Source organism: Saprospiraceae bacterium, assembly GCA_016709995.1.
GTDB lineage: Bacteria > Bacteroidota > Bacteroidia > Chitinophagales > Saprospiraceae > JADJLQ01.
Genome location: JADJLQ010000001.1, coordinates 2,345,861 through 2,368,506 on the forward strand (window position 1 = coordinate 2,345,861; position 22,646 = coordinate 2,368,506).

At 41.8% G+C, this 22,646-nt stretch carries 19 protein-coding genes; 8 read left to right on the plus strand and 11 right to left on the minus strand.

The features are described from left to right. Positions 1-24 precede the first annotated feature (24 nt). The 4 genes from IPJ09_09930 to IPJ09_09945 form a co-directional block, all read right to left on the minus strand. Positions 25-1,359: a hypothetical protein gene (locus IPJ09_09930; GenBank protein ID MBK7371741.1), complete on the minus strand. Its 1,335-nt coding sequence runs from the start codon at positions 1,357-1,359 to the stop codon at positions 25-27. After that, positions 1,343-2,083, minus strand: coding sequence for a type III pantothenate kinase (locus IPJ09_09935; protein ID MBK7371742.1), 741 nt, complete (start codon positions 2,081-2,083; stop codon positions 1,343-1,345). The genes IPJ09_09930 and IPJ09_09935 overlap by 17 nt, the downstream gene beginning before the upstream one ends. A gap of 3 nt (positions 2,084-2,086) precedes the next feature. After that, on the minus strand, positions 2,087-3,622 hold the full coding sequence (gene purH / locus IPJ09_09940) for a bifunctional phosphoribosylaminoimidazolecarboxamide formyltransferase/IMP cyclohydrolase (GenBank protein MBK7371743.1): 1,536 nt from the start codon (positions 3,620-3,622) through the stop codon (positions 2,087-2,089). 88 nt (positions 3,623-3,710) lie between these two features. Further along, positions 3,711-4,298: a thymidine kinase gene (locus IPJ09_09945; GenBank protein MBK7371744.1), complete on the minus strand. Its 588-nt coding sequence runs from the start codon at positions 4,296-4,298 to the stop codon at positions 3,711-3,713. Between the two features lie 192 nt (positions 4,299-4,490). Between IPJ09_09945 and IPJ09_09950 the strand changes: the two genes are divergently transcribed. The 3 genes from IPJ09_09950 to IPJ09_09960 all read left to right on the plus strand — a co-directional run bounded on the left by IPJ09_09950 (position 4,491) and on the right by IPJ09_09960 (position 6,992). Continuing rightward, positions 4,491-5,252 carry a hypothetical protein gene (locus IPJ09_09950; protein MBK7371745.1) on the plus strand — a complete coding sequence of 254 codons (762 nt, stop codon included), beginning with the start codon at positions 4,491-4,493 and terminating at the stop codon, positions 5,250-5,252. Between the two features lie 8 nt (positions 5,253-5,260). After that, on the plus strand, positions 5,261-6,229 hold the full coding sequence (gene pfkA, locus IPJ09_09955; GenBank protein MBK7371746.1) for a 6-phosphofructokinase: 969 nt from the start codon (positions 5,261-5,263) through the stop codon (positions 6,227-6,229). Positions 6,230-6,308: 79 nt separating this feature from the next. Further along, positions 6,309-6,992 (plus strand): rhomboid family intramembrane serine protease, encoded by a 684-nt coding sequence (locus tag IPJ09_09960; protein ID MBK7371747.1) that lies wholly within the window; start codon positions 6,309-6,311, stop codon positions 6,990-6,992. A gap of 4 nt (positions 6,993-6,996) precedes the next feature. On the opposite strand, the gene murQ is transcribed toward IPJ09_09960, so the two are convergent. From murQ to serC, 4 genes are all read right to left on the minus strand, one after another. Then, positions 6,997-7,812, minus strand: coding sequence for an N-acetylmuramic acid 6-phosphate etherase (gene murQ, locus IPJ09_09965; protein MBK7371748.1), 816 nt, complete (start codon positions 7,810-7,812; stop codon positions 6,997-6,999). 6 nt (positions 7,813-7,818) lie between these two features. After that, a complete protein-coding gene (locus IPJ09_09970) occupies positions 7,819-9,357 on the minus strand; it encodes a sodium:solute symporter (GenBank protein MBK7371749.1) in 1,539 nt (512 codons plus the stop codon). A gap of 68 nt (positions 9,358-9,425) precedes the next feature. Continuing rightward, positions 9,426-10,166 carry a DUF45 domain-containing protein gene (locus IPJ09_09975; GenBank protein ID MBK7371750.1) on the minus strand — a complete coding sequence of 247 codons (741 nt, stop codon included), beginning with the start codon at positions 10,164-10,166 and terminating at the stop codon, positions 9,426-9,428. 37 nt (positions 10,167-10,203) lie between these two features. Continuing rightward, complete coding sequence (gene serC, locus IPJ09_09980; protein MBK7371751.1) at positions 10,204-11,280, minus strand: 3-phosphoserine/phosphohydroxythreonine transaminase; 1,077 nt, start codon at positions 11,278-11,280, stop codon at positions 10,204-10,206. Positions 11,281-11,532: 252 nt separating this feature from the next. On the opposite strand from serC, the gene IPJ09_09985 reads away from it, so the two are divergent. The 3 genes from IPJ09_09985 to IPJ09_09995 all read left to right on the plus strand — a co-directional run bounded on the left by IPJ09_09985 (position 11,533) and on the right by IPJ09_09995 (position 15,585). Beyond that, positions 11,533-13,671, plus strand: coding sequence for a pyrroloquinoline quinone-dependent dehydrogenase (locus IPJ09_09985; protein MBK7371752.1), 2,139 nt, complete (start codon positions 11,533-11,535; stop codon positions 13,669-13,671). Between the two features lie 86 nt (positions 13,672-13,757). Then, positions 13,758-15,026, plus strand: coding sequence for a serine hydrolase (locus IPJ09_09990; protein MBK7371753.1), 1,269 nt, complete (start codon positions 13,758-13,760; stop codon positions 15,024-15,026). A gap of 172 nt (positions 15,027-15,198) precedes the next feature. Beyond that, a complete protein-coding gene (locus IPJ09_09995; GenBank protein MBK7371754.1) occupies positions 15,199-15,585 on the plus strand; it encodes a LytTR family transcriptional regulator in 387 nt (128 codons plus the stop codon). A gap of 11 nt (positions 15,586-15,596) precedes the next feature. Here the strand turns inward: IPJ09_09995 and IPJ09_10000 are convergent, their stop codons facing one another. Then, a complete protein-coding gene (locus IPJ09_10000; GenBank protein MBK7371755.1) occupies positions 15,597-17,333 on the minus strand; it encodes a PQQ-dependent sugar dehydrogenase in 1,737 nt (578 codons plus the stop codon). 458 nt (positions 17,334-17,791) lie between these two features. Between IPJ09_10000 and IPJ09_10005 the strand changes: the two genes are divergently transcribed. Together IPJ09_10005 and IPJ09_10010 are read left to right on the plus strand one after the other, a co-directional pair. Further along, the gene (locus IPJ09_10005) at positions 17,792-17,956 is read left to right on the plus strand and encodes a hypothetical protein (GenBank protein MBK7371756.1); all 165 of its coding nucleotides are present in this window, start codon (positions 17,792-17,794) and stop codon (positions 17,954-17,956) included. A gap of 151 nt (positions 17,957-18,107) precedes the next feature. Further along, positions 18,108-18,770, plus strand: coding sequence for a transposase (locus tag IPJ09_10010; protein ID MBK7371757.1), 663 nt, complete (start codon positions 18,108-18,110; stop codon positions 18,768-18,770). Between the two features lie 484 nt (positions 18,771-19,254). Here the strand turns inward: IPJ09_10010 and IPJ09_10015 are convergent, their stop codons facing one another. Together IPJ09_10015 and IPJ09_10020 are read right to left on the minus strand one after the other, a co-directional pair. Then, positions 19,255-20,910, minus strand: a complete 1,656-nt coding sequence (locus tag IPJ09_10015; GenBank protein MBK7371758.1) for an FAD-dependent oxidoreductase — start codon at positions 20,908-20,910, stop codon at positions 19,255-19,257. A 10-nt stretch (positions 20,911-20,920) separates the two neighbouring features. Then, positions 20,921-22,633: a PQQ-dependent sugar dehydrogenase gene (locus IPJ09_10020; protein MBK7371759.1), complete on the minus strand. Its 1,713-nt coding sequence runs from the start codon at positions 22,631-22,633 to the stop codon at positions 20,921-20,923. Positions 22,634-22,646 lie beyond the last annotated feature (13 nt).

Sequence of the window (22,646 nt, forward strand, 5' to 3'; positions counted from 1 at the left end):
GTTTGATATATTTAATTTAAAGTTTTAATTATACTTACTTTTCAAAAACCATTCGTCGTCGTTTAAAGTAAACCCTAATTTAAGCTGAACATATTTGCTTTTCAAATTATCCTTTAAACCAATGTTTCCCATTTCGACGGCAAAGTTAACAAAAGACACTTTTCTTTGGTATACAAACGGGACACCAGCCCCAAAAGTTACAGAAAAGTCTTTAACTTGTTCGTTCTGGAAAGACCTTGGATCATTGCCAAATCTAAATCCAACTCTATAGGTCACTCGTTTTAAAAAATTGTCCAGGGACTCAATGTCCGGGCAATAGGCCGCCCCAAAAGAAATATGGGACGCATTTTGCAAAATTTCCGGTTTGGCGGAGTTCTTATATTTTGACCAGGAGACAAGACTATATTGTCCCCCGAACTGTAATTTATATTTATCGTTGTAATAAAAACCCGCATGGATTTCGCCCGGTAAAACACCTGTCCCAGGTTGATCAGTAACATTTCGAACAGTGTCTACTATGCCCGCAGTGGAAGTTACTATAAGTTCTCTTCGATAGATCTCATTACTGGTAGTTTTAAAATCTTGAGCTGACTGACCATAAATACCGACAGAAAGGTACCGGGAAGACTCTACTTCTCCTTCTGCTAACTTTTTAAGATTCACCTTATATTGAATACCGGCATTCCATTTTACACCTCGCATAGAGATTTCGTTGAGAAATATCGTGGTGTATGGTAAGGGGACAGACAGCAAATCTAACTCACGTTTATAAGTCATTTTACCAAACAAATAGCCTAGCCCTATACCTCCGGAGAACTGTTTATACTCAAAGCCATTAGACCATTTGAATTCATAGGTACCTCCATTGCCAATATACTTTCTTTGGTAGGACCCAGTCCCTGCAATACTATCTATCTGGCTGATATCATAACCAACGAAGCTATAAGGTTTCAGGACAAACATAGTGCCGATGTGCAGATTGCGCCGATTGCGATTAAGCAAATCATTGATGGGATTGTACAAAGGTAGGCCCAGTGCAAGATAATCGAGTCCCCCTCCAAAAAAACGTGTTCGTTGATCACCTGAGGATAGCGTAGTATATTTGGTACTTACCCCTACTTCAAAGGCAGTGCTGCGCAGAGCACCTAAAGAAGCCGGATTGTCAGCATTAAGTTGATTGCGATCAGTGAAAGCAGCTGCAATTCCTCCAAGATGACTGACTGCACCAAAATGAGGATCGGCCAAATCGCCAATACCAAACCTTGAATACGGAGAAAATTCTCTCGGTTTTTCTTGTGCTATAGCTCCACTAAAACAAGCAGAGATCAAAACTATAACGATGCTAAGTATTTTGTACATTTAATATTAAGATCCCATTTAAGCCCAGAGTAACCAGATTTGGGAGCGCAAATATCGTTTTTTTAAGTCGATTTTTATAAAATTTGGCTCCGCCACCGCATAAGATGACCTGGATATCCGGATATTTTGATAAATAAAGACCAATGATACCAGCTAATTCGGATTGAATGCCCCATACAGCTCCTGACTGAAGGGATGCCACTGTATCCTTTGCGGTCAGACCTACATCTAGTCTTGATTCAACCAGGGGCAGTCTAGCCGTAAAAGCATGCATCGCTTTGAGCCTCATATCAAGTCCTGGCGAAATACTACCACCCAGGTAACAAGATTTTGCATTGACAAAATCATACGTAATACAGGTGCCAATACCGATGATCAGCATATCTTGATCGGGATATAAACGTACAGCGCCACAAACTGCGGCCAGCCTGTCTTTGCCCAAAGACTCAGGTGGTCGATACATTATAGTTACCGGGAGCTTAAGATGTAGCCCCATTTCTTTATAAACAGAATGTTTTCTTAAGTAATCTTTAATGGGTTTCTTAACATTTTTAACCTGGCAAAGTATAGAATGTGAGATGGGAAATCGGTCGAATAGCCCCTGAAGAGCCACCAGATCCAATGTATCAAGTGTATCCTTATATATTGGGCGTTCCTTTTTGAATATTGCAATTTTGGTACGGCTATTACCTACATCTATACACAAAAAGTGACCGACCCTCATGCATCAATGTTTAAAATGCCTGATGCCGGTGAGATACATAGCGACTGAGTGCTGCTCACAATAAGTTATACTTTCCTGATCTTTGACGGATCCTCCAGGTTGAGCGATAGATCTGACGCCTTCTTTGTCTGCGATCTCCACGCAGTCCGGAAAAGGGAAAAATGCTTCGGAGGCCATGCTACTGAGCGGCAGACGAGCTGAAAAATTAAAGTGATGCGCCTTTTTGATGGCCTGCTCCAAAGCATCAACTCTGGAAGTCTGACCACAACCCATACCAATCAATTGTTTGTGATGAACGATGGCGATGGCATTTGATTTGAGGTGCTTGACGATCCTTGTGGCATATACAAGGTCTTCTAATTTTTCTTGATTAGAAGTAGCGGTCGTGACACACTTCAAATCCTGCACTTCAATGACATGGTTGTCTTTTTCCTGTCGGATGATACCTTCCAACAGGTTTTTGAATTGCCATTTTTGTTCTGGCCAATATTGAAGCTTGAGCAGGATTCGATTTTTCTTCCTCTGCAGGATCTGTAGCGCTTCTACTGAAAATGACGGCGCGATCAACACTTCATAAAACAGCTTGTCGATTTCTAAAGCGGTGGCACTATCTATTTCTATGCTTGATATGATCACGCCACCAAAAGCGGAGACCGGATCGCCCGCCAATGCATCCTGCCATGCTTCAAGGATAGTGCTTCTTGATGCCAATCCGCAGACATTTGTATGCTTGAGAATCGCAATAGAATGGCCAAAACTTTTCATATCCTTCATCAGCCATACAGCAGCGTCAATATCTACTAAATTATTATAAGACAAGTCTTTTCCCTGGATACGGGTGAGTAATCCCGAGAGATGTCCAAAATAGGAAGCACTTTGATGAGGATTTTCACCATAACGCAATTTAAAATCCAATGGGGCGGTCTCCTGAAATTGTTCGATCAAATTATCCTGCTGATTAAAATAATTAAATATTTGCGTATCATAATGAGAAGACACCTGGAAGGCCCTGGCAGCAAGATATCTGCGTTCTTCAAGCTCTGTCAAACCTTTATTTTGCTTTAATAAGTCAGATAAGTAAGCATAGTCTGCCCTAGAAGGCACGATCACTACATCTTTATAATTTTTGGCAGCAGCCCTGATCAGTGAGATCCCTCCGATATCAATTTTTTCAATGATTTCTTTTTCAACGGAAGTTTGTCTGACCGTTTCTTCAAATGGATACAGATCGACGATGACCAGATCTATCTCGGGAATATCCTGGGCCACTAATTGCGCCAGATGGCCTTCGTCCCTTCGAGCCAATATACCACCAAACACTTTTGGGTGTAAGGTCTTTACTCTTCCATCCAGAATGGAGGCGAATCCAGTCAATTCTTCGACACTGACTACATCTATGCCAAGACTTTGAATGAACTGATGGGTGCCGCCGGTAGAGTAGATCTTGACATCCAATGCTTCCATCATGTGCAATATGTCATCCAGGCCATCTTTGTGATATACAGATACTAAGGCAGAGCGAATACGAATAGCAGTCATTTATATATTTAAGTGAGTTTGCAAATGCAAAATTAGAAAATAATACGGGGAGGAGGCTGAGGAAAGCGTGTACATTGATTTAAGGACCTTATCGTTGAAAATTAAGGATATTGCCCATATGATAGCAGGTACGACAGCGGGGCTCATATTTGTCTTTTTCACCTAAAACCACCGTATCCGTTTCATCAGTAAGTCTATAAGAATGTGTCGCAAGATTGCCACAATGTGGACAGATGGCATGTACTTTGGTAATGTATTCAGCTATAGCAAGCAGATTGGGTATCGGACCAAAAGGCCTTCCGAGATAGTCCATATCTAACCCTGCTATGATCACCCGGATACCCCTTAATGCAATCTGCTGGCAGACTTCAGGAAGGTCCATATCAAAAAACTGGGCTTCGTCTATTCCGACTACTTCGATACCACTTACTTGTCTGCTGATGTCTTTGGAAGATCTGATGGGGACTGACTCAATGGTATTAAAATCATGAGAAACTACATTTTTCTCATCATACCGTATATCACTCAAAGGTTTAAAAATGACCACTTTTTGATTAGCAATCTTTGCTCTTCGCATTCTTCGAATCAATTCTTCGGTCTTACCTGAAAACATAGATCCACAGATGACTTCAATCCATCCGCTGCGCTGACCTTTAAAGTTTGGCTCTAAAAACATTTTGAACAAAGTTAATTAGCGGAATCCAAACTGCATGGATATCTCGATATTAACATACAATTGAACGATTTAGAAAACACAAATCAGGTCATTTTATATCAAAACCAGATTAAAGCAACCAATAGATGAAGGATATTTGCATTGGTTCGATTTTGTGTAAATTTGCGCGTTCTGGATTTAAATGAATATAATATGGATTTGATCAAAGCCAAGACTATATTGAGCAGGCTGCAGTCCATGCATCAATCACTGGAGACCAACAGTCAATTAAGTGCATTGGAGCGGGATCTAATTTTAAATTATTTACGAGAATTATATGAAATCTACCTGGAAACGGAAGTACATGCCCTCCCTGTCTTAAAAGCTACTCCAGTAGCCGCTTCAGCTAAAACAGAAGAAAAAGACCCTGTCCAGAAAACGTTAGAATTTAAATTTGATACCGAAGATTCGTTAAAAACAAACGAAGAAATTGCACCTACTCTATCATCGCCAATAGTCGAACCCTTGCAGGTAGAAGAAGAAATCAAAGTTGTTTTGCCTTCAAACCCAACCCCATTCGTTGCACCTGTGCCCGTAGTATTATCAGAACCTAAGAGGGCTCCCATCTCAGATAACCCTCTTGTTAACAAGCTTGCTTCTATACCGGCTTCTATTATCGAACTTTTTGAAATAAAAAAAGGGTCTGAATTGTCTGATAAATTGAATGAGCTTCCACTCAGAGACATCAATAGAGGTATCGGCATCAACGACCGACTGGAGATGGTCAATACTTTGTTTGGTGGTCAAAAACAATTATTCGAGCAAATCATTACAGATCTTAATACATTTAAAAATTTTGAAGAGGCCAGGGATCTGCTTGGTGCGGGTCCTGCAGTTCATTACAAATGGGATCATGTAGAGATCAGGGATAAAGCCGTAGACTTTATCAAACTTATCAGAAGAAGATATTTATAAAAAATCAAATGAAGAGAATAGGAGTTTTTACATCCGGAGGGGATGCCCCAGGGATGAATGCATGTATAAGAGCAGTCGTCAGAACAGCCTTGTATTATAAAATGGAAGTTTTTGGCATCCATCGCGGCTATTCTGGCATGATCAGAGGAGACATCGTACCCATGGTTTCCCACGATGTAAGCAGTATCCTTCAGCTAGGGGGCACCATATTACAAAGTGCCCGCAGTGAAAAATTCAGGACTCCGGCAGGTCGCAAAAGAGCTTTTAACCAATTGAAAAAATTTGGAATTGAAGGACTGGTGGCTATAGGAGGGGATGGCACCTTCAGTGGAGCCTCCGTATTTGCTGCAGAATTCCCTATTTCAATCGTCGGGGTGCCGGGTACGATAGACAATGATTTGTATGGATCGGACTTTACACTTGGATTTGATACTGCTGTCAATACCGCTATGACCTGCATTGATAATATCAAGGATACCGCAAACTCACACAATAGATTATTTTTTGTAGAAGTGATGGGCAGAGATGCCGGATTTATAGCTTTGAGAAGCGGTATTGCCTCAGGAGCAGAGGCAGTACTCATCCCAGAGAAAAAAACCAATGTGGACGAACTCATCAAATTGCTGGCAAAAAATTATAAGCGTAAAAAATCATCCAGTATCGTTGTAGTAGCAGAAGGTGAAGAAACCGGAGGTGCTTTTGAAATCGCAGACATGGTCAAGAAAAAACTCAGTCACCTGGACATGCGGGTCACTGTATTGGGCCATTTGCAGCGGGGTGGCAGACCAACAGCTTTTGATAGGGTGCTTGGATCCCGGCTTGGCATGGAAGCTGTGAAAGCTTTAAAAGAAGGGAAAAAAGGAGTGATGGTCGGACAGATCCATACCGGTATTGAATACACTCCATTTGAAAATGCATGTAAGCACAATCTGGAGATAAATCCGGTCATGGTAGATATGGTTAAAATTTTATCCTAAACACTATATTCAATCCAATTTTCCTCAAATTAGTCGAATAGTATCGTCAGGTTGTACTTATTTATCATTATTTTGACATATGAAATCAAGCAGAATAGTATTTAGTATTCGCAATACACTATTTGTCTTAGGTGCCATGTGGATCGGATTTTTGATTCAAGCCTTACCATTTTTTAATACTACAAATTGGGGGATCATCCCACGCTATACTGAAAGTCTAAAGGGCATATTGACTGCGCCGCTCATGCACGGAGGATGGTCACATATATTATCTAACAGTGCTCCAATGGCAGTCCTATGCTTGATGTTATTTTATTTTTATCGCAAAATTGCCTGGATAAGTTTTTCGTTGATTTATTTTTTATGCGGCTTGTCTGTCTGGTTATTTGCAAGATCTTCTGCCGTCCATATTGGTGCCAGTGGCGTGGTGTACGGACTGGTTGCATTTATATTTTGGAATGGTATATTCCGTAAAGACCTTAAGTCCATTATTTTATTACTCATAGTCACTATTTTGTACAGCGGGATGTTATATGGAATAGTGCCTTCGCAACCAGGTATCTCCTGGGAAAGTCACCTGTTTGGCGGTATCATGGGTATACTCGTAGCCTTTATGATGAGACGATTTGAAATCAGAGAAGATGATGACATCGAATTGCAGACGCCAAAGCCACTGTCGGAAGCTGATAAAGAGTACTATTTCGAAAAAGATATTTTTGACCAAAAGCTCAAGGAAAGAGAGCCTCAGAACCGCAGACTTTGATCACTTATGAATTAGAATCATAAGAGTCAATCGCCTGGCGTATACTGCCATGTTTTAGAAGCAAGGCTTTTGCCTCTTCGTATGGAACACCAAGTTTTTCGACAATCATGCGTGCAGCCCGATCTTTGAGTTTGTCATTACTCATCTGCATATCCACCATTTTATTGCCCCGTACCCGACCCAGCTTGATCATTACAGAGGTACTGATCATATTTAATATTAATTTTTGGGCAGTACCTGACTTCATGCGGGAGCTGCCTGTCACAAACTCCGGTCCCACCACAGTCACTATAGGAAAATCCGCCTGGGATGTGATGGGAGATCCTGGGTTGCTCGTAATACAACCGGTGGTGATGCCGTGTGATTTGCAATCCTGGAGTCCATGTACCACATAGGGAGTAGTGCCTGATGACGCAATACCTATTACGACATCGTGAGCAGACACCTGGAAAGTCAATAAATCTTTCCAGGCCTGGCCAGGGTCATCCTCGGCATGCTCTATGGACCTTCTCAAAGCCTGATCGCCACCTGCCATGATACCTATAACCAGATCAGGAGAAACTCCGTAGGTAGGGGGACATTCTGATGCATCCAGTACGCCTAGTCTACCACTTGTACCTGCTCCAAAATAAAACAACCTACCACCTGCCTTCATTTTAGTGGCAATCACATCGACTAATTTTTCGATTTGGGGAATAGATTGTTCTACCGCAAGGGCTACTTTTTGATCTTCTTGATTTATACTTTTTAAGATTGTATTTGTATCCATCTGTTCAAGATGATCATACAAAGAGGATTGTTCTGTGATGCGCTCAAACATGGTAGATTATTTTTGTTTAAATCCTAATAATTGGCTAGAAATAGTTGATTTATAAGAAATGGCCATGAGTCCAAAAAATGTCAATAAGCCATTAAGTAACAACAATTCAAAACTAAATTTATATCCCCAAAACAACTCTGTAGAGTATTTGTTGAGGATAAAGGTAATGACTGGTGACAGAATACAAATGATCGGTACCAGCCGGTCTTTGACCTGTCTTTTGACAAAAAAACCGAAGGCAAACAAGCCCAGCAATGGACCATAAGTATACCCGGCCAGAGTAAGTACAGTGTCTATAACGCTTCGATCGTTCAAATACCAGAGTATCCATACCATGAAAAATAATAACATGCTAAACCCAAAATGCACCCAGGTACGTGTTTTGATGATCTTTTCCTGGGGTACTTTATTCCTTTCAAAACCTAAAAAATCCACACAAAATGCAGTAGTCAATGCAGCTAGAGCAGAATCTGCACTGGCATAATTGGCTGCTACTAAACCCAATATAAAAAAGACGCCAATCAAGCCTCCAAAATGGTTGATAGCCAAGGTGGGAAATAAAAGATCAGGCTGGGGTTTCATGATACCTGCCACTTCAATGGCCGGCACCGCAATGCCTTTATTGGCGGCATACAAATACAATAAAGCTCCTAACATCAAAAATAATGCATTGGCCAGTACCAGGGTGCCGGTAAACCAAAACATGTTTTTCTGTGCATCTTTAATATTTCGGCAAGCAAGGTTTTTCTGCATCAAATCCTGGTCCAGGCCAGTCATGACTATCGTAATAAACATACCACCCAGAAACTGCTTGATAAAATGTTTGTTGTCTGACCAGCCACTGTCGAAAAAGAAAGTCTTTGAATATTTTGAAGCTTTGACCTGACTAAACAATTCGGATGCTCCCCATCCCATCTGCTTGCTAATCAAATAAATAGAGATCACTAATGAAGAAAGCAGGAAAAAGGTCTGAAACGTATCCGTATAGACGATGGTCTTGATACCACCTTTGAAAGTGTATACCCAGATTAAAAATATGGTAATCAAGGTAGCCAGCCAAAAAGGCATACCCATCGGACCGAACACAAATTGATACAATACTAAAGCCACCAGGTATAATCTACAGGCTGATCCAATCGACCTGGACAATAAGAAAAATGCAGACCCTGTTTTATAGGTATTCCAACCAAATCTTTTCTCCAGATACCCATAGATAGAAGTCAGATTGAGCCTGTAATACATCGGCATCAATACCAGACCTATGACCAGGTAGCCAAATATATACCCAATCACTACCTGGAAATAAGAAAACTGATTGGCCTCTACAAAGCCAGGCACAGAGATGAAAGTAACCCCACTGATGGAGGTGCCGATCATGCCGATCGCTATCAGATACCAGGGAGCATTTCTTCCAGCCAGAAAGAAGCTTTCATTGGTATTCTCACCACGGGTAGTCCAATAGGATATCCCTACTAACATGAGAAAATAAACAATAATTAAAACCAGAATCCATTGTGGGGAGATAGCCTGACCGATTTCTACCATTATGACAGTTGATTTCTAAAAAAATGCTAAGGTAATATCATTTACTTTGGCAGCTCCTACCAAGCAAATCAAAATTCGCACAAATGGCTATTCTGTTTGAGCCATTTCTCATGATTTTGATAATCAGGCATTTTTTGTTCTACTATAGCCCAATACCGGTCACTGTGGTTGTGCTCCAGCAAATGTGCTAATTCATGGATGATGACATAATCGATCACCACTGGAGGCGCAAACAATAATCTCGCCGAAAGATTGATAGTACCCTGCGTGCTGCAAGAACCCCAATTGGTTTGACTCAGTTTGAGTTTGATGTCCCGGATAGGCTGGTTAAAATGTAATTGATTAAGCTCATGCACCCGGGCAGCGATCTGGGGATAAAAGTCATTGGCGATAGATCTGCTTATGAGGTGTCGCAATACCCCCGGACGCTGATCATCTGGAAGATCAGAGGAAAGATGCACCTCCAGAAGCCTGCTTTTAAGCACCGCTTTATTCGTCTTGCGATCGTGGTATTGAACATGAAGCACGTACTTCCGATCGCCGAATTGGATGACTTGACCATCACTATAGGCTTTGGCCACAAAAGAATGAATGAGGCCTGGTTTGACCCGAAGCTGATCGATGGCCCATTGTTTGGAGTTTTCGATCTGCTTTTCCTTTTTGACTGCGGACATCAAATAAGGAAGTCTAAGTGTGATGGCTTTGCTCCCAAACGCTACCCGAACACTCCGCCTGAGTTCATTGATGATGACAAAGGGGATACGATGACCAGTGTATTCTATATATGTTTCTTCTTTTTTAGAGAACATGGGGGATTAAAAATGACTGATTTGGATTAGGTCCTTGTCAACCTTTTTTACGTGCAAATTCTTTCATAGTATCTACTAATACCTGGACACTTTCTATTGGCAGCGCATTATAAATGGAAGCACGGAAGCCTCCGACAGATCGATGACCTTTCAGATTGATACAACCTGCATTTTTAGCATCCGTCGCAAATTCATTTTCCAATACTTCATTGTCCGTCACAAAACAAATATTCATTTTGGAGCGATCTTCCAGGGCTACAGTACCTTTAAAAAGTGGATTGGCATCGATTTCGCCATATAGTAGATTAGCCTTGGCTGTATTTATTTTTTCCATAGCTTCAAGCCCACCCAGGTTTTTGATCCATCGCAAAGTCAGCATCGAAACGTAAATAGGAAACACCGGCGGTGTATTGTAGAGTGAGTTTTCAGCGATAAAGGTCTTGTAATCCAACATCGGCGGCATATGATGAGTAAGGTCAGTCCGGACCATATCTTTTCTAAGGATCACCATGGTGACACCAGCTGGGCCCAGGTTTTTCTGTGCTCCTGCATAGATAAGCCCAAATTTCTCTATCGGGATGGGTCTGCTAAAAATATCCGAAGACATATCACACACTAATGGCATAGCTACCTCAGGCCAGGTCTGCATTTGGGTGCCAAATATGGTATTGTTACTGGTCACATGAAGGAACCGTGCGTCTGCAGGTACTCCACTAAAATCTTTGGGGATATAGGAATAGTTTTTGTCTTTTGAGCTATTGACTACTTTTATATTGCCATAGGCCTTTGCCTCTTTGATCGCTTTATTTGCCCAGGTGCCAGTGTCCGCAAAGGCAGCAGTATCACCCGCATTAAGCAGATTTTGAGCCAACATAAAAAATTGGGAACTAGCGCCCCCTGTGGTAAAAAGTACATGGTGATCTTCATTCAATCCGAGAAGTTCTTTGGTAAGGCTTATCGCTTCCTCGATGATGTCTACAAACTCTTTGCCCCTGTGGGAAATTTCAAGAATAGACAACCCGGTACCCTGGTAATCCAAAATCGCCTTTGATGCCTCTTGCAACACAGAAGCGGGTAATACAGCAGGACCAGGGTTAAAATTGTGCTTTTTCATAAATCTTAAAGCCAGTTTTTTAGTATTGGCGCTGCAAAGGTATAGATATTAGTTTTTATAAAAGCTCATGAGAATGAATAAAGATTGTCATTTTAAAAGATCGAATAAATAGGTACTTATGGTTCACTGTAAGGAGTATGTGATTATAATTGCCTATTAATCAGATTATTTTTTGCCAATGTTGGCATAATAGGCCGTAAAAGGTTAAACATTCCACCCGGGAGATCGGGTGAAAATCACTAGATTTATTCAATGAATGAGTCAGACGAAATTAAATTTGGAAAGAGCTTAGCAGTATTGGCGGTGTTCGGGCTCTTACTATTCATACATTGTAAAGAAAACTCAAGTCCATATGAACAATGGAATACCTATCGGGGCACACCGGATGCTCGGCAGTTTTCAGCATTAAATTTTATAGATACCAGCAATGTAGATCTGCTCCAACCGGCATGGATCTTTCATACCGGTGACACCACACCCAGGACCATCATAGAGTGTAATCCCATTATCATAGACACCATCATATATGTGACTTCACCAGCACTGCATCTTATCGCCTTAAATGCAACAACGGGAAAAGAAATTTGGAGATTCAGGCCTTACGGACAGGAGACCACCTCAGGAATCAACCGTGGCGTGACTTATTGGCCAGATAACCAGGATGGGTGCATATTTTTCTCCTCAGGTAAATATATGTATGCGGTCAATGCGCTCACAGGATTGCTTATAAATACATTTGGTCAAGAGGGCAAAATAGATCTCAGAATGCAACTGGGCAAAGACACTTCCCATATATCAATATCCCTGACCACTCCTGGCATTATCTACAAAGATTTGTTGATCATCGGATCGGCTACCGGAGAAGGTTATGATGCCTCACCCGGACATGTGCGCGCGTACGATGCACACACAGGAGCGCTCAGATGGATATTCCATACCATTCCACAGGAAAATGAGGCAGGCCATGACACATGGCAATGGCTTGAACATGAAAATTATGGAGGCACCAATAACTGGGGTGGAATGAGCCTGGATGAAAAAAGAGGAGTAGTGTATGTCGCCAATGGATCTCCGACATATGATTTTTATGGCGCTAATCGTCTAGGATCGAATCTGTATGGCAATTGTGTGATCGCACTGGACGCTCTAAGCGGCAAAAAAATCTGGCATTATCAATTGGTCAAACATGATATCTGGGATTATGATCTACCTTGCGCTCCTACCCTCGCTACTGTACCCTGGCTAGGAAAAAACAAAGATATATTGATACAACCCACTAAAATGGGACAGCTCGTTCTGCTGGATAGAGAGACTGGAATACCTTTGCTGAATATTGACGAAAGGCCTGTCCCCTCATCGGATGTGCCGGGTGAAAAAGCAAATGCGACCCAAACCTTTAACCATGGTATCATCCTTTCCTCCCAAGGCTGGGATTCTAGTAGGGTGACAGACATTTCCGACAGCGCCCAAAAATATGTCCTTGCTCAGGCCAGAAAATATAAACAAAAAGGAATGTACACCCCTCCCAGCATGATGGGCACGCTGGCTCAGCCTGGTACCCGGGGCGGAATGGAATGGGGCGGAATTTCGTACAATCCGGCTAACAATACTGTGTATGCCAATTGCAATGATTTCCCAATGATTCTCCAACTCGAAAGAGTAAAAAAATCCGGACCAGGCGAAAGCGGAAAATATCTGGGAGAGACCACTTATATGCTCAACTGCTCCAACTGCCATGGTGGGGATCATCAGGGGAATCGGGAAGGCATACCTGGATTAAGTCGCCTTGCCAATAAGTATAAGCCTGTAGAGATCAAAAAAATCATCACTCAAGGCAAAGGGTTAATGCCTGCGCATACCCAATTTTCAAATGATATACTGGATGCATTGATCGATTACCTGGCCACAGACACTATACCAGGTGATAGTCAGAAGGATAGCACTTCAATAGGGGTAGAGAAATATGTGTTGAAAGGATTCCGGATATTTACTGATCAGGAGGGGTACCCTGCCAATAAACCGCCCTGGGGCACTTTGAATGCAGTGGATGTATCATCCGGGCATATTAAATGGAGTGTACCGCTCGGGTATTATCCAGCGTTGAAAGCAAGAGGTTTGTCCTCGACAGGCACTCAAAACTTTGGTGGGTGTGTCGCCACTGCAGGAGGCCTTGTTTTTATTGGCGCGACTCCAGATGAGATGTTTAGAGCCTTTGATGCCAATTCGGGTAAAGAATTGTGGTCTTATAAACTGCCCGCCGGAGGATATGCTACTCCAGCCATCTATCAATCAGGAAAAAAACAATATGTAGTGATCGCCGCTGGTGGTGGCAATCGAAATGGTACCCCATCGGGTGACGCCTATATCGCATTTACCATACCTGATCGATGATGCATTCCAAAATAAACCCAATCACCCTTTAAACCAGGTCCAAAACAAACAGTCTGAGTGACATGAGGTATTGGTGGGTTATTATTATGGTATTTCAAATTGCAATATCATTTTCACAAAGCATCTATTTTCCACCTTCTAATTCCAGTGTCTGGGATACCCTATCGATATCCAGGTTGGGGTGGTGCCCTGATAAAGTCAATGATTTTTATAATTATCTCGACGAACAACAGACTAAGTCATTTATATTATTAAAGGATGGCAAAATCGTGCTTGAAAAATATTTTGGATCTTTCACCAAAGACAGCCTTTGGATATGGTACTCAGCAGGTAAAAGTCTTCACTCAGTTTTGATAGGTATCGCACAGGAAAAAGGTGATTTGAATATAAATCTTAAGACCTCTGACTACCTGGGCAAAGGTTGGACTAGCCTACCTCCGGAAAAAGAAGATCTTATCACCGTCCGCCATCAACTCACGATGACCAGCGGACTTAATGAATTAGCTTTTTTCTGTGTCGAACCTGGTTGCCTGATATACAAAGCGGATGCTGGTACGCGCTGGGCATACCACAATGGACCTTATGATTTATTGAAGGATGTGCTGGAATCTGCCAGCCAACAGAATATCAATGTTTTTACAACGCTGCAACTCAAAATTAAAATAGGCATGTCAAGTGGTATTTGGATACAAGTACCTCCCAATCACTATTTTCTAAGCACTGCCAGGGATATGGCCAGATTTGGACTTTTAATGCAAAACAAAATGGTATGGAATGGCAATCCAGTCCTTCGCGATACTGCATACTACAATGCCATGATCTCTTCATCACAGGAGCTCAATCCTTCGTATGGATATTTGTGGTGGCTGAACGGCAAACAATCTCATATAAAACCCTCCGGGCCATCATCAGTACCGGGACCCATTTCTCCCCATGCCCCTGAAGATATCTTTACTGCCGGAGGTGCCATGGGGCAATTTGTCAGTGTCTCCAGAAATACAGGTTTGATTATGATCAGACAAGGGTTAAGTGCAAGCGATGATCTGTCAGGCCTGGATCTGCACGATCTCATCTGGGAAAGAATTATGGATCTGGGATGTATTACTTCTAACAGTGCATCTCAAAAAAAGGAGAGCATCCATCTCTATCCAAATCCTTCTCAACGATATATCTCTGTCGATATACCTAACACAAGCCCCATCGAAGCAAAGATCTATGATCTGCAAGGCCGATTAATCCAAAAATCGTTTGATCCAAAAATAGACCTAAAGGCTTTTAGCAAAGGCATTTATATCATTGCCGTGACGGACAAATCCAACAACTTAATCAAGATCCAAAAAATCATTCTTCAATAAGTCCGGCTTCTTGGGCTACCCGTCAGACAAGAGATCACTAAATTCGAAAACTTTAACACGCCAGGCCATATTTAAGATAGGATAAGACCTGACATTTTATGCTTTCAATACACTAATAAAACTGGAGGGCAACCTCACCCAAATTAAAAAACACCAAGCTGCCTAAAGTATCATGAATAATATATGTCTCAATAACCAGAACCAAATTGAACTACCTGGACCAAATGATTTAATTATCAATATAGACCTGTCGGAGGTCTGCCGCATAAATGGCATGGGCCCATTCACACAAATCAACCTTCTGGATGGAAGAAATTACACCTGTGCTGTAGCTCTGAGTTTTTTTGAGGATCTACTGCATACCCATACTTTTTACAAGGTACATGCATCCCATTTGATCAATAAGGTGCATGTAAAAAAGATTATCACCGGGGAGGAAGATGCTGTGATCATGTATGACGGCGCCAAGCTCCCAATAAGCCGACGCATCAAAGCTGATTTTATCGCAGTGATGCAGGACTGGGCTTTACAAAAAATGTATAATTCTATTGCAGTTTAATGAACTGAAGATCAGATAACTCGTCTGGTAGCTTTCACTATTTTGTATAGTTTTCCATCTGCCTTAGTCATCATGTAGATTTCTCCCTGAGCATCCTGACCAAAGTGTAGCTCAACCCTATCTTTTTTATTCAATTCTTTGAATCTAAAGGGTTCGCCATTTAAAGTCACTGTATACTCATATACCCTGGCTGTTGCACCTTCTTTGATGTCTGAGGTATTAATAAAATATAGATTGCCCACCGGAATATCTCCAAACAAAAACTTTCCTTTCAGTGCAGAGATACTTCCTTTGTATTCATATCCTCCGGCGATAGCTTTGGCTTCGTCATGATCAAACTGGGCTATAGGTGCAGGAATATGTGGAGCCAGGGTATCCGTAGCTATCGGTGCATATACCTTAGTCAGATCCCCAAATGGGTCTATCACAAACTCTCCTTCCATATATGGCCAACCATAATCCTGGCCTGGCCTCACCCAGTCCAATGCCTCGATATCCCCATGACCAATATTACTCAATAATAGCTGACCCTTTTGAGTCCAGGTGATGCGATGAGGATTTCTAAAACCATAAGCGTAGAGCTCACCGATGGCCCCTGGATCTGAAGCAAATGGGTTGGAAAGAGGGATGCCGTAGTGCCCATTTTTGCTTGGTCGGGCTGTTTGATTTTGACTATTAGGGTCTATGCGAAACAAGCTTCCCCAGGCTCGCCTGGTACTATGTAATAAAAATGGATATCTATTCTCACCTGCACCAGCATCCCCAATAGATATATATAACAGACCATAATCTTCTGTGCCTGGTTTAGCGATGGGATTGAAAGCGATTTCCTGCACCCCATGAGCTTTGCTCACCATATCTATCCTAAACAGTTCTCTGCCTTGTCCCTCAAAAGATGATTGCATTGGATTGGATACCTTCCACTCTGTGATCACGAACTGCATCGCAGCTTCCAAAGTATCGTCAACTGCAAAATCAGCTTTTTTTGTCGCAGCAGGTTCAGAATGAGCGGTGTATAATAATCCGTTTTTATAAAACTCGGGATGAAATGCAAAATTGTTATATCCTGAACTCAATCCTGGTTGCAGGAGCAAGTTCGGGATCAGCTTAGTCAAATCCATGTAGACGACTGGTTGATCATTTATCAGCTTGTACAGCTTGCCATTCATATCAAGCACATAGGTTTGGCCGGAATGAGGTTCGTAGTCCAGCTTGGTGATCCTGGCCAGAGGTGCTACGCCTTCTTTTCCTGTAGTGGGGAACTGAGCTATCAGTTTTAAATCACAAACCAAATCAGACATCTCTATAGTATCCGGGATGGGATTGGTCACTTCTGCACGGTCACTGTACCTGGACGAAAGCAATAAGGCCTTACGGGTATGGAGATAGGCAATGATCTGATTTATAGAGGAATCTCCGAGCCCAACAAAAGGAGGCATCACTAATTTGTAGCGGGCAAATAACCTGGTTGCACGAGCATCTCCTGAGTCAATCGACCCTTGGGGGTTATGAATAAAATCTTTAATCCAGGTCACAGGCATAGTATCAGTAATGCCCCCAAGTCGTGGGCCTATCCCATCAAAATTGAAATTATGGCAGGTACTACAGTATTGATTAAATAATAATTTACCGGTGGCGATCGAATGTTTATCCTCCATAATCACACCATCCAGGTGTGAGTCCGTCTGCTTACATGCGATTAAATTGAGGAGGGCCACTGCAAATATCCACAGTCTGTTTTTATTCATAATTTATTAGCTAGATGGTCAAAGCTAGGATATTAACCCAAAACAAAGAGACTATTGAAAACAATAGTAAAATTATACAGCTAACTTCCATTTTGATAGCTCTTGAAAAAGAAGCCCTTGAGTTAAATGGCGTATCAAAACCCCACCCAAATCATGGCTGGAATGTAAAGCCCTCGTTTTGAGGGCTCTTGAAAGTTTAATGGTGGTCTTGATCCCGATGGAAGTCGAGATCAAGAACCCCGTATGGAATAATAATGAGTTCTAAAAATACATTTCTTTCAAGAGCATTTTTAATTAATTTTAAAATGAAAAGAAATGGAAAAGAAAAAGGAAGAAGTATGGCAAATTGTTTACCCTCACAGCGCAGGGATTGATGTAGGGTCTCGATTCCACATGGTAGCGGTGGGACAGTCTGATGATCAGGTAAGAAATTTGGAATCAATACCGATGATCATAATTTGATGCTAGATTTTCTCAACGTTCACCAAATCACTCATGTAGCAATGGAGAGTACAGGGAGTTATTTTCAGACTTTATTCTTGGCACTTCACGAAGCAGGATTTGCAGTTAGCCTGGTGCATGGAAGCCATACTACGGGTATCGGCGGTCAAAAACAGATGTAAAGATTGTAAATGGATACAAAAATTATTCACCTATGGGTTTTGAAATCTTGTTTTTGCCATCCAATGCAACTATGGAAATAAGAACATTAAATCGACATCGAAATAATCTGATCGACGGAGTTCTAGGTTATTGAACCGAATAGGCCAATGCATGAGACAAATGAATATCCGTCTGGATGTAGCCATCAATGATTTGGGAGGCAAAACAGGACAATCGATAATACAGGCAATTGTAGAAGGTCAACGAGATGGAAATAAATTAGCTATACTGGCCGATTCGCGAATCAGAAAAAGTCATCAAGAACTAGCACAATACCTTCAAGGAAGGTGGAATGATAATCAACTCTATATTCTGAAAGATCTCCATCAAGCATATCAGTATGTTCGTAATCGAATAGAAAATTGCGATCAACAAATGAAGAATTGTTTTGATCAAATTATTGAATCACAAGGGGCAGAAGAAGCTGGTAAAATTAATCTGACGAAGAAACAAAAGTCAAGAAATAGCAGCAGTTTAAATGTCTGTACAACAAGTTATCAATATTATGGTGTTGACCTAATGGAAATAGAGTGTGTCAGTGAAGCCACTGTGATGTCATTATTGGCGGAAGTAGGAAGAGATATATTCAAATTTAGTACAGCCTCGAAGTTTGTCAGTTGGTTACGGTTGGCTCCAAATAATAAGAAAACCGGAGGTAAAATCATAAGCTCCAAGACCCCACAGACTACCAATAAATTTACATTGACACTACGAAATGCAGCCAATACAATTAGTAGAAAAAAACAGGTTACCTGCTCTTTTTTCAAAAAATAGCTTACAAAAAGGAAGAGGGCGGCAATTACTGCAACCGCCAGAAAAATGGCTGTGATTATTTGGAATATGATCACAAAAAACAACCATATAAGCCAATAGATATGGATCAGTACAAATTAAAAAAGACAAAGAACGTTGAAGACAATCAATAAATTAATAAAACATATGGAAATAAATACAGATGAATTAATTATTGGTAGTCAGCGCGGAAGTTAGATGGAAAAATTCATTAGGGATGAATTTTTTATCCTCGGATCCCGATGATGAATATCGGGATTGTGACATTTATCGTCACTAATTGACGAAGAAATTGAAAATCAATTTCTGGTGAGGTTGTGACGACTCTGATGTGTGTCAGATCCCGATGATTAATATCGGGATGCTGATAGAACCATCAGTCACTCCGTCATAGGTTAATCCTGATGATTAATTTGTGATACAACACCAGTGCAAGGTAAAATAAGCTCTAAAATTCAGCTTGTTATTACTCCAAACGTTGCAGATCTCTCAATAAAGCCTGCTTGAGGATATCATAGTTCAAACGTTGGGGAGATATTTTTTTTTCAATAGAAAGCACTGCTGCTGTAGCGGCTGATTGGCCCAGAATCATAAATACAGGTTCCATACGAATGGAGCCATAAGCGATGTGTGAACTCGACAGGCAGACCGGCACCAACAGATTATTGCATTCATTTTCTTTAGGTAAAATAGATCCGTAGGCTATAGAATACGGTCGGTCAGGATGCACTCCAATATCTCCTTCGTTTTGCACAAAGCCGTCCGGTTTGACATATCGCTGGGCATTGTGGGCATCTAAAGCATAAGATCCCATGCCGATGGGTTGAGGCACCTGAGTTTTGCCCAATGCATCAGCCTCTTTCATGATATAATCACCTTTCATTCTCCTGGCCTCCCGTATGTAAAGTTGATGAGGCCAATGGCCATTGTCTTTGAATTCATCTTTAGCCAAACCCCAGGTCTTCATTTTTTCTCTTACTTCTATAGGTACTTTTTCATCATTTTGCAGAAAATACATCAAACCCTTTTGATATAATTCATGTTCGCGGATAATTTTTTTACGGGTTGCATAATCTGCCTCCGGGTAGGCATAGTTTTTACCTATATAATCCGTGCTAAAGGGGCCATGATTGTTGGTATCGGTTTTACGATTGGGTATATCATCAAATTTGTCAAAAGTCTCGCGCCAGCCCGCAGCAAATACCCTGGCTAACAATTCATATCGGTGAGGGTCGTACCTTTCCGGTTTTTCAAAAAGTACCCGATTGTCAGGATGATTGCTCAGGCACATTCTGAAACAGTATGCTTGAATTTTATGATCTCCAGCACCATACACTCCCGCCGGTTGCGCAGAAATCTCAGGTAAAAGACCACTGCCAGGATCACCGGGGATAGTATAAGGACTGATATTTGTTTTAAAGTGATGCCCATGTTGAAACACTTCCGTCTGCACCCCATTCCAGGTCTCACCATATTCAGCCAGCCCTTCTCTGCCTACATGATAAGACACTCCTGCAGCAGCCATAAGGTCTCCTTCATAGGTCGCATCAATAAACATCTTTCCCTGGTATTGATGTCCGCTCAGGGTGCGAATCCTATGCAGCTTCGCTGATTTTTTTGTAATCCCAAAGACAGATCGATCCAACCATTCATTGCGATAGATGAGTAAATCATTTTCTTTGGCAAAATCCTCGAAGACAGCTTCTGCAGCATGCGGCTCGAATATCCACATCGTGCGATTGGCTCCATCGATGGCAGGAGTGCCTTGTCCTTTGTTGCCATACTCTTCTTGTTTTTGCCATGTCCAGGATCCGGGCTTTTGATAATACTGGTAGAGTCTTTGATAAAATTGTCTGGAGAGACCTCCGATGACTTCTTTGTTGCCCGTATCAGTAAATCCCAAACCACCGGAAGTCAAACCACCCAAGTGAGTATCCGGCGAAACAACTATAACTGAATGACCCATGCTTTTTACCTGGACAGCAGCGATGATTGCGGCAGAAGTGCCACCGTAGACGATGACATCCGCTTTCCTGATGGGCGGTGTATTGGAAAAAGCGTGGTCAGGCCGTAAAGCAATAACCATAATCAATATCAAAAAGTGGTGGTAGATTTTCTTCATCTTGTTTCCTTTAATCTATGAGTTTGTACACTTTTCCGTCTGGTTTGGTGAGGATATAGATTTCACCAGCTGCATCTTTTCCGAAATGTAGATCCACCCTGTCATTACCACATAGTTCCTTAAGTGTTTTCAACTTCCCATCCACAGAGACCTGCCATTCCTTTATTGGAGCAATTCGACCCAAACTAATATCAGATGTATTGACATAAAACAATCTGCCTTTGGGAATATCTCCGAATAAAAACTTGTCCTCCAGCGAAGGCACCTGAGTCCCTGTATATTCATAACCTCCGGTGATCGCCAAACCTTCATCGTGATCAAAAGCAGCGACTGGATAAGTGATATTATATTGATCATAGGCGGCAGGACGAGCAAAAATATTTTTCATATTCCCCTTAATATCAATCATAAAAGGTCCTTCTGTGATCGGCCAACCATAATCATGACCCGGTAATATCAGGTTGAGGGATTCGATATTGGCATGACCTATATTGCTGACCAGCATTTGGCCGGCTTTAGTCCAGGTGATCCGATGTGGATTTCGGAATCCCCGCGCGTAGATTTCTCCCAAAGCGCCATTTTCTTTTTCATCAACAAATGGATTGGTAGCCGGGATTCCATATTGGCCGTTTGCAGCGTTATTTCCACGAGGATCTATTCTCAATACATTGCCCCAGACGGTATGCAGGTTATGCGCCAGTTGAGGATAACCATGCTCTACTGACCCTCCATCTCCAACTCCGATGTATAACAAACTATAATCTTCATCCCCGGGATTTGATCGGGGATTAAAGTCGATTTCCTGAACTCCATGGATCACGCTCTCGACATTGATCCTGACCAACTCTCGTCCTGTTCCAGTAAATTTTATTTCACCGGGATTTTTGGTCGTCCATTCGGTAAGCACCCATTGGAGTGCCACTGGAATCGAGTCGGCATACCCAAAATCTGCCTTCGCAGTATTGGCTGGCTCAGTGTGAGTGGTATACAAAAGACCATTTTTGCTGAATTCCGGGTGAAATGCAAAGCTTCCAAACCCTGTAGCCAGACCAGGAGTATGAATAAACTTTGGTCGTAAGGCGGGCATATCCAGGTACACCACTGGTTGATCATTTTTCAACCTATATAACTTACCTCTAAGGTCTAGTACAAATAGATTTTTTGAGCTCGGCTCAAAGCCCAACTTGGTAATCCTTGTCCGGAGAAATTTATTCGAATCAGAAGCAGGAAACTGGGTGATATACTTTAATCCGACCACTAAGTCAGACATCGGAATCGTATCCGGATAAGGATTAGCCAATACCGGCAAGGTATCTGATCCGGAAGCGAAAACAGGTTTGTCCTCGGTGTGCATATAAGCGACAATCTGGTCTAATGACTGGTTATCCAATCCCGGAAAAGGAATCATATAAGATTTGTACCGGGCCATTAACTGCTGACCTCTTTTATCACCGGCATCAATTATTTTTTTAGGGTTGAGGATAAACGATTTTATCCACCCGGTGTTTACTTCTTTGGTCAAGCCACCCAAGGGAGGCCCAATGCCTTCCTGGGAAAAACTATGGCAAGCTGCACATTGTTGCGTAAAAAGCCTTTTGCCTTGTGCTATACTCAAAGAGTCTGTTGCAATGGAGCTGGTGTCCACGATGCCTTCGTTTTTGCAGGCGACTATGAACGCAAGCGACAGCGTACAAAATATAAAACCCCAATTAAAATATTTCATATGTCTATCCTTA